The organism is Kitasatospora sp. NPDC004799, assembly GCF_040609095.1.
Lineage (GTDB): Bacteria > Actinomycetota > Actinomycetes > Streptomycetales > Streptomycetaceae > Kitasatospora.
The window spans coordinates 1-2,673 of the sequence record NZ_JBEXJK010000663.1 but is presented as its reverse complement, the minus strand read 5'-3'; the positions used below and the strand labels follow the sequence as shown (position 1 = coordinate 2,673).

Annotated in this window: 2 protein-coding genes and 1 pseudogene; all 3 read left to right on the top strand. The window is 74.6% G+C overall.

All coding sequences use genetic code 11. The features are described 5' to 3' along the window. Window positions 1-334 (top strand): annotated as a pseudogene (locus ABZW03_RS39610) (MFS transporter); the annotation flags it as partial. 187 nt (window positions 335-521) lie between these two features. Further along, window positions 522-1,730 (top strand): alpha-hydroxy-acid oxidizing protein, encoded by a 1,209-nt coding sequence (locus ABZW03_RS39605; RefSeq protein ID WP_355269546.1) that lies wholly within the window; start codon window positions 522-524, stop codon window positions 1,728-1,730. A 122-nt stretch (window positions 1,731-1,852) separates the two neighbouring features. Further along, complete coding sequence (gene pcp, locus ABZW03_RS39600; RefSeq protein WP_355269548.1) at window positions 1,853-2,536, top strand: pyroglutamyl-peptidase I; 684 nt, start codon at window positions 1,853-1,855, stop codon at window positions 2,534-2,536. Window positions 2,537-2,673: the final 137 nt, after the last annotated feature.

Below are 2,673 nucleotides of genomic sequence, written 5' to 3'. Positions count from 1 at the left end.
CGGTGATCACGACAGCCTGCTGCTGCCGCTGCTGGGCGCCGGCGGTCCCGGCGCCGCCGTCCTGCTGACGCTCTGGGGCGTGGCGTACGGCGCCGTCCCGGTCTGCTCGCTCAGCTGGTTCCTCGCCGCGGCCCCGCACGCCCCGGAGGGCGCCGGCGTGGTGTTCACCTCGGCGTTCCAGGCCAGCTTCTCGATCGGCGCGCTGACCGGCGGCCTGGTGGTGGACCACTCCTCCCCCGCCACCGTCATGACGCTCGGCGGGGCGGTCGCCCTGCTCGCCGCGGCCACGGTGTGGCGGTACGGCCACCGGGTCCGTCCGGAGCCGACGCCGTGACACCGGCCCCGCCCCGACTCCGGCGTCGCGCTGACACCGGCGTCGCGCTGACACCGGCCCCGCCCTGACACCGTCGCCGCCGGAGAGCTGCCGCCGCACCCTGGCCGTCCGGTCCGGTCGGTGGTGAGAATGCCGGGGTGCCGTTCGGGACCGTCCCGGCGGCCCGAGGCTGAGGGGCGGTCAGCGGATGGGCGATCAGCGGACGGACGGCGGAGGGGCGGGCCAGCCGTTCCAGGGCCGGTTCGGCGACTACCAGAACGAGATCCACCTGCGCGGGCTCGGCGGCGTGCTGCCGACCATGCCGATGACCTTCGCCGAACTCGAGGCCCGGGCGGGCACCGCGCTGCCGCCCTCGGTGCTCTCCTACGTCGCGGGCGGGGCGGGCGACGAGTCGACCCAGCGGGCGAACGTCGCCGCCTTCGAACGGTGGGGCCTGGTCCCGAGGATGATGGTCGGCGCCAGCACCCGGGACCTGTCGGTGGAGCTGTTCGGCCTGCGCTTGCCGAGCCCGCTGTTCATGGCGCCGATCGGCGTGATCGGCCTGTGCGCCCAGGACGGCCACGGGGACCTGGCCACCGCCCGGGCCGCCGCCCGCACCGGTGTGCCGATGGTCGCCTCCACCCTGACGGTCGATCCGCTGGAGCGGGTGGCCGCCGAGTTCGGCGACACCCCCGGCCTCTTCCAGCTCTACACCCCCACCGACCGGGCCCTGGCCGAGAGCCTGGTGCACCGGGCGGAGGCCGCGGGCTACCGGGGCATCGTCGTCACCCTGGACACCTGGGTCACCGGCTGGCGTCCGCGCGACCTGGCCACCGCCAACTTCCCGCAGCTGCGCGGCCACTGCCTGGCCAACTACACCTCCGACCCGGTGTTCCGCGCCCGCCTCGCCAAGGCGCCGGAGGAGGACGTCCAGGCGACCGTCCTGGAGTGGGCCGGTGTCTTCGGCAACCCGCTGACCTGGGACGACCTGCCCTGGCTGCGCTCGCTCACCGACCTGCCGATCGTCCTCAAGGGCATCTGCCACCCCGAGGACGTCCGCCGCGCCAGGGACGGCGGCGTCGACGGCGTCTACTGCTCCAACCACGGCGGCCGCCAGGCCAACGGCGGCCTGGCCGCCCTGGACCTGCTCCCCGACGTGGTCGCCGCCGCCGACGGCCTGCCCGTCCTCTTCGACTCCGGGATCCGCTCGGGCACCGACGTCGTCAAGGCGCTCGCCCTCGGCGCCACCGCCGTCGGCGTGGGCCGGCCGTACGCCTACGGCCTGGCCCTGGAGGGTACCGAGGGCGTCGTCCACGTGCTGCGCTCCCTGCTCGCCGAGGCCGACCTCCTGATGGCCGTCGACGGCTATCCCACCCTCGCCTCGCTCCGGGCGGGCGGCGCGCTGCGCCGGACCTGACCCGAAATCAGGTCACGGTGTCCACCGGGGGACCGGTGGGGCTTGCCGGGACATTCGGGACGGCTCTACGCTCGAACGGCACAAATCGGGTCCGTACGTTCCCGCCCGCTGGGAGGTCCGCCATCATCCGCGTCCTGCTGACCGCCTTCGAGCCGTTCGGCCGCGATCCCCTGAATTCGTCCCTGGAGGCGGGCCGGCTGGTCGTCGCCGGTCCGCCGGCCGGGGTGGCGCTGGAGTTCGCCGAGCTGCCCTGGGCGTTCGGCGACTCGATCGCCGAACTGCGCCGGGCGGTGGCCCAGGTCGAGCCGGACCTGGTGATCGCCACGGGCCAGGGCGGCAACCGTCCGGACATCACGGTCGAGCGGGTGGCGATCAACCTCGACGACGCCGTCCGGGCTCCCGACCGGAAGGGCCACCAGCCCGTCGACCAGCCGGTCGTGCCGGACGGCCCGGCCGCGTACTTCTCCACCCTGCCGGTCAAGGCCTGCGTGGAGGCGGTCCAGCTGGCCGGGATTCCGGCCACCGTGTCGCACACCGCCGGGACCCACCTCTGCAACCACGTCTTCTACGGGCTGGCGCACCTGATCGCCACCGAACGCCCGGAACTGCGCGGCGGGTTCGCGCACCTGCCGTACCTGCCGAGCCAGACGTCCGGCCAGGAGAAGAGCGCGTCGATGTCGGCGGAGACGGCGGCCGAGGGGGTGCGCATCCTGATCCGCAGCACCGTGGCCGCCCTCCACGCGCCGCCCGTCGGGGCGGTGGCCGCACCGCGCCGCCGGAGGTGGCTGTCCCGCCGGAATGGCTGACCGCCGGCCGCGGATCCGTCGTCGTCCCGGAAACGCGAAGAGCCCCCAGCCCGGTTTCCCCGGCTGGGGGTTCTTCTGAAGAATTGTTCGGCGGCGTCCTACTCTCCCACAGGGTCCCCCCTGCAGTACCATCGGCG

What these genes read in the sequence shown, in the direction of transcription:
- ABZW03_RS39605 (WP_355269546.1), top strand. Translation starts at nt 522, where the DNA reads ATGGGCGATCAGCGGACGGACGGCGGAGGGGCGGGCCAGCCGTTCCAG.